Source organism: Streptococcus sp. DD11 (assembly GCF_001578865.1).
Taxonomy (GTDB): domain Bacteria; phylum Bacillota; class Bacilli; order Lactobacillales; family Streptococcaceae; genus Streptococcus; species Streptococcus panodentis.
In genome coordinates, this window is the sequence record NZ_KQ969392.1 from 462,909 (window position 1) to 467,962 (window position 5,054).

Genomic DNA, 5,054 nt, shown 5'->3' on the forward strand with positions numbered 1-5,054 from the left:
CTCTGCTCTTATCCAAGCTATGGAGGCTCTTATCTGCCACTTTGACCTCCCCGTCTACTACAGTCAGCTGCTCCAAAACATCAAAACAGCTCTGCTGGACCCTAGGCAGACCCTGTCCGGCCGGCTTCTGCCTTACATAAAAAATAATTCTTTAGAAGAGTTTGGCTTGGCGAAAGCGGAGCAATTCCACGATGATGCCTGGATAGCTCCTTATGCTCTTAAAGGCTATGAAAACATGGAACTATCCACCCAAATGCTGCTCTTTGACGCCATTCAGAAGGGGCTGAATGTTGAGATTCTAGATGAAAATGACCAATTCCTCAAACTCTGGCGAAGAAATCATGTAGAATTTGTCAAAAACGGCAACATGACTTCCAAAGATAACTATGTCATCCCGCTGGCTATGGCCAATAAAACCGTGACCAAAAAAATCTTAGCAGCAGCTGATTTTCCAGTGCCTGCCGGAGCGGAATTCTCCAGCATAGAGGAGGGCTTGGCCTACTATCCGCTTATCAAAGGCCGGCAGATTGTTGTCAAACCTAAGTCCACCAACTTCGGTCTAGGCATTTCTATCTTCCAAGAACCGGCCAGCCGGGAAAGCTACCGGAAAGCTCTGGAAATCGCCTTTGCAGAAGACAGGGCCGTTTTGGTAGAGGAATTTATCCCAGGAACCGAGTATCGATTCTTTATCCTAGATGGCTGCTGTGAAGCGGTCCTTCTGCGTGTAGCAGCCAACGTAATCGGAGACGGTCGGCATACGGTGCGAGAGCTGGTTGCTATTAAAAATGACAACCCCCTGCGCGGCCGTGACCACCGTTCTCCCTTAGAAATCATCGAACTGGGAGACATTGAACTGCTCATGCTGGACCAGCAGGGCTATGGACCTGACCATATCCTGCCAGCTGGTGTCAAGGTGGAGCTGCGCCGCAACTCCAATATCTCGACTGGGGGAGATTCCATCGATGTGACCGAGAGCATGCACCCTTCCTACAAGCAGCTGGCCGCAGATATGGCCAAAGCCATAGGGGCCTGGGTCTGCGGTGTAGATTTGATTATCCCGGACTGCACCCTTCCCTCTACCCAGGAAAAGCCCAACTGCACCTGCATTGAGCTCAATTTCAACCCCTCCATGTATATGCACACCTACTGCGCTCAGGGACCGGGTCAGCCCATCACACCGAAAATACTGACCAAACTCTTTCCGGAGCTAGAGTAACCTAGGCTTTTCGTGCTAAGCAGCAAAGCACCGACTGTCCCGGCGGAACCAAACCGAACTAGAAAGATAAACGAAACAGCCGACCTTTCTTTCACAGCCAGCTGTTCCATCCAGAACTTTCTCTATTAAAAAATCGCAGCACAAAACGGCTGCGATTTTTGTCTGCATGTATACTCAAGGAAGAGCGGCAGAAAACTAGAATCAGGCTAAAAAGATTCTCCTAACCTTCCCTGCTTTGCTATTTTTAGCCCCCAAGGCTGTTGGAACTGAGCGGTTTGAAGAGATTGTCAAAGAGCATGCGGTTTTTTTACAGTGCTCCTACAATTCGATGGGGGACATAGGCTTCATCCAAGTAAGCCATGTCTGCTGCTGTCAGGGTCAGGTCAAAGGCCCCGGCGAAATCATCCAGATACCTTTCCTTGGTGACACCGACAATGGGCGAATCAATCCCTTTTTGCCAGAGCCAAGCCAAGGCTACCTGCGCCCGCGTGCGGCCGCAGCGCTCGGCTACTTGAGCGACCCGCTCGACAATCAGACGGTCCTGCTCCTCGGTGCTGTCATACTTGGACTTAGCTGTTTCATCGGTGCGGCTTCTGGCTGTATCTGCCGTCCAGTCGCGGACCACCCGGCCAGCGGCAAAAGGACTGTAGGGAGCCAGACCGACACCGGAGTCTTTGCAGAAAGGAATCATTTCCCGCTCATCTTCCCGGTAGAGAAGATTATAGTGATTCTGCATGACGGAAAATTTGGTCCAGCCGTTCTTTTCAGCGGCATACTGAGCCTTTTGGAACTGCCAGGCATACATGGCAGAAGCTCCTAAATAGCGGACCCTGCCAGAGCGGACCAAGTCATGGAGGGCAGCCATTGTTTCCTCAATCGGCGTCTGGTAATCCCAGCGGTGAATATAGAGCAGGTCGATATAGTCCAGCCCCAGCCGTTCCAGACTGGCATTGACCTGACTGAAAATTGCCTTGCGGGACAGCCCCCTCGTATTTCGGCCTTCGTGCTGACCGTCACCAAAGAAGAGCTTAGTGGCAATAACGACCTCCTCCCGGTCGGCAAAGTCACGGATAGCCCGCCCGAGGTACTCCTCACTGCTGCCGGCCGCGTAGACATTGGCCGTATCAAAGAAGTTCACGCCCATATCCAGCGCTTTTTTAATAATCTGCCGGCTTTTTTCCTCATCCAAGAGCCAGCCTGAGTGAAACCCTCGGCTGGCATCGCCGAAACTCATACAGCCCAGACAGATTTTCGAAACGTCGAGGCCGGTTTGGCCTAATCTTGTATATTCCATGATGATTCCTCCATTAGCCTGTGCTATTCCCAGATTTCCTTTGCCTTGGTCAAAGCCGACCAAGCCTTGGGCCAGCCCATATAAAAGGCAGCATGGGTGATAATTTCTGCGATTTCGTCTTTGCTGACTCCATTTTCTTTGGCCTTCGTCAAATGAAATGCCAGCTGCTCAAAATTGCCCGCCGTCATCAGCACCGTGACGGTGACAATGGAGCGGATTTTAGGGGACAATTCTGCCTCTCTGGACCAGACCTGCCCAAAAAGCACATCGTCATTCAAGGCTGCAAATGCAGGAGCAAATTCTCCCAACAAATCACGACCGGCTGTTTGTTTTTCTGCCATTTCCTGTCTCCTTATAAACCATGATCTCTATGAGCCGACTCATAAATGTCATCTGTCACTGCTTCAAAGAACTCACTGGCTCCAGCAGTGATAGCAATATGCTCAAACCAAGCATCTTTAACAGCACCGTGCCAGTGCTTGACTCCTTTATCCGTCACCACAACATCCCCAGCCTGCAGCAGCCGCGCAGCTTTTCCCTCCTCTTGGTAAAGCCCCTGTCCGCCTAAAACCAGAAGGATCTGATAGCCCTCTGTATGAACATGCCAATGATTGCGGCAGCCCGGCTCAAAGGTCACATTGGCAACTCCTGTACGGCCGCCGGGCGCTTGGGCTAATACAGCCAGATAAGACCGGCCCGTAAAGACATCCTGGTAAGCCTCATTTTCCTCTCCAACCGGAAAAATAATCCCCTGTTGCACTTCTTCAAACTGCGCCATTAGTCTGCCTCTCTTTCTATAAATAATTCTCGCTCTCTGGGAACCACCTTATTTTCATAATTCTCAATCTTATAGTTCAGCCGATTGAGAGCAGCCTGCAGGGTTGCCAGCCGTCCCTCCAGCTTATCCTTTTCATCCTGCAGGATAGACAGTCTGGCCGGAATGCTCTCATCCCCCTTGTCCAGAAGCTTGATATAGTCAATCAGGCTTTCAACAGACATGCCGGCTGTTTTAAAAAGGCGGACAAACTCCAGCACCTCGATCTCGTGCTGGCTGAAATCCCGGATTCCTGCAGCATTTCGCGTCACCGGCGGAATCAGTCCAATCCGCTCATAATAGCGAATCGTGTCCGCACTGATACCGGTTCGTTCACTTACTTTTTTTATATTCATCTTTTCCTCCTATTTTTCTGGCTGCAGCGGTCCGTAAAAATACGAAGCTGTCGCGCCGCCATCGATCAAAAAGGTAGAGTCCATTATACATGGGCCGCGCTCGCCAAGCAGCAGTTCCGCCAGATTGGCAATTTCGTCTGTCGTTCCCGGACGTCCTGCGGGCGACTCTGCAAATATATTTTTATAAAAAATCTCCGCGAATGCCGCTCAACTCATCAACAGCCAGCGGCGTAACGACAATGCCCGGTGCAATATCATTGATCCGAGCACCTTTTTTGCCCCATTCAACCGCCTCATACATGGTCCGCTTTTCATTGGCGCGCTTAGCCGGCTGATATGCATGGAGACTATTTTCAATCTTATCAATCTGCAGAAAATCCAAGCCCAGCAATTCATCTGCCGGTGTCATCTGGACCTCCTTTGTTGCAATCTGTATAAATCCATTATAAACCTTGGAGTGGACTCCAAGTCAAGCCCTTTTAGAAAAAAATCGTCTGCAAAATAAAGGAGCGGGAAAGAACGCCAAATAAAAGAGTTCGTCTTCCCACCCCTCACAGTTGATTCAGTCATCTTTGATGCTTCATACTCTTCGAAAATCCCTTCAAACCACGTCGCTTCTCAGAATGAGAGAAATGCTAAAACAAGCAGCTGTCCAGCAATTCTCTGTTGCGCAGCTGCTGGAGCCAAACCTGCGGAATAGCCTCCAGACCGTAGATAAGACCGGCTAAGCCGCCGGTCACAGAGGCTACCGTGTCGGTATCATCGCCCAGATTGACCGCTTTCAGGACTGCTTCCGAGTAAGCCGTAGTCTGCAGCAGGCACCAAAGAGCCGCCTCTAGAGTGTCCACTACATAGCCGCTGGAGCGAATAGCAGTCTGCGGCAGCTGGGCCAGCTCTTTTAAGCGGCTGAAAGCCGAACTGACTTGCAGACCAGTCAAAATTTGGGGCAAGTGCCGACCAGCCAGCAGCTGTCTGGCAATGTCTATATAAATCTGGCAGGCTTCTATCGAAAGAGCATGGGCATGGGTAATGCTGGAAACCGCCTGAATGTCAGCCCTATCAGCTGCTGTAAATGCCAAGGGCAGGATTCGCATCAGAGAGCCGTTGCCATTGGAAAACACATCAGACAGGCCGTAGCCTAGCATCAGAGCCTGACGAGTTGCATGGCCCACATCAAAGGTCTGGCCATCTGCTGTATAGGCCCCCTCAAACAGCCAGCTCCTGAAACGCCGCTGCATGTCCGCTGGGTCAATGCCTCCTCGATCCCTGATAGATGCACAGGTCGCTAGGACAAGACTGGTATCATCCGACCAAGTGCCGGCCGGCTGCTGGTGGCTGCCGTAGCCAACCATAGCGTCCGCCGTAAAACTGCCT

Annotated in this window: 6 protein-coding genes and 1 pseudogene; 1 reads left to right on the plus strand and 6 read right to left on the minus strand. The window is 51.1% G+C overall.

Features of this window, described 5'->3' with window-relative positions:
* A partial coding sequence (gshAB, locus tag STRDD11_RS14105; RefSeq protein ID WP_241209281.1) for a bifunctional glutamate--cysteine ligase GshA/glutathione synthetase GshB occupies positions 1-1,216 on the plus strand: 1,216 nt, incomplete at its 5' end.
* 307 nt (positions 1,217-1,523) lie between these two features.
* On the opposite strand, the gene STRDD11_RS02175 is transcribed toward gshAB, so the two are convergent.
* From STRDD11_RS02175 to STRDD11_RS02200, 6 genes and pseudogenes are all read right to left on the minus strand, one after another.
* Positions 1,524-2,510 (minus strand): aldo/keto reductase, encoded by a 987-nt coding sequence (locus STRDD11_RS02175; protein WP_128834902.1) that lies wholly within the window; start codon positions 2,508-2,510, stop codon positions 1,524-1,526.
* Positions 2,511-2,533: 23 nt separating this feature from the next.
* A complete protein-coding gene (locus tag STRDD11_RS02180; protein ID WP_128834904.1) occupies positions 2,534-2,851 on the minus strand; it encodes a carboxymuconolactone decarboxylase family protein in 318 nt (105 codons plus the stop codon).
* An 11-nt stretch (positions 2,852-2,862) separates the two neighbouring features.
* The gene (locus tag STRDD11_RS02185; protein WP_128834906.1) at positions 2,863-3,288 is read right to left on the minus strand and encodes a cupin domain-containing protein; all 426 of its coding nucleotides are present in this window, start codon (positions 3,286-3,288) and stop codon (positions 2,863-2,865) included.
* Positions 3,288-3,680, minus strand: coding sequence for a stress response transcriptional regulator NmlR (nmlR, locus tag STRDD11_RS02190; RefSeq protein ID WP_128834908.1), 393 nt, complete (start codon positions 3,678-3,680; stop codon positions 3,288-3,290). Before nmlR ends, STRDD11_RS02185 begins: the two co-directional genes overlap by 1 nt.
* 9 nt (positions 3,681-3,689) lie before the next feature.
* Positions 3,690-4,089: pseudogene (locus STRDD11_RS02195) on the minus strand (SDR family oxidoreductase); the annotation flags it as partial.
* Positions 4,090-4,315: 226 nt separating this feature from the next.
* On the minus strand, positions 4,316-5,054 hold a 739-nt coding region (locus STRDD11_RS02200), incomplete at its 5' end, for an ADP-ribosylglycohydrolase family protein (RefSeq protein ID WP_128835350.1).